Origin of the sequence: Drancourtella massiliensis (genome assembly GCF_016900655.1) — a bacterium.
Taxonomy (GTDB): domain Bacteria; phylum Bacillota; class Clostridia; order Lachnospirales; family Lachnospiraceae; genus Sellimonas; species Sellimonas catena.
Genome location: NZ_JACJKH010000135.1, coordinates 1 through 243 on the forward strand (window position 1 = coordinate 1; position 243 = coordinate 243).

Genomic DNA, 243 nt, shown 5'->3' on the forward strand with positions numbered 1-243 from the left:
GTTTCGCTCGCCGCTACTCCCGGAATCGATGTTTCTTTCTCTTCCTCCGGCTACTTAGATGTTTCAGTTCACCGGGTTCCCTTCCATACGTTATGGATTGGCGTATGGATGACGGAGGTCTGCTCCGCCGGGTTTCCCCATTCAGAAATCTCCGGATCAATGGATATTTGCTCCTCCCCGAAGCTTTTCGCAGCTTATCACGTCTTTCATCGGCTCTTAGTGCCAAGGCATCCACCCTGCGCT

General features: G+C 52.7%; 1 rRNA gene. It reads right to left on the reverse strand.

What is annotated here, in order from left to right:
- Positions 1-242, reverse strand: a 23S ribosomal RNA gene (locus H6A32_RS16075); the annotation flags it as partial.
- Position 243: the final 1 nt, after the last annotated feature.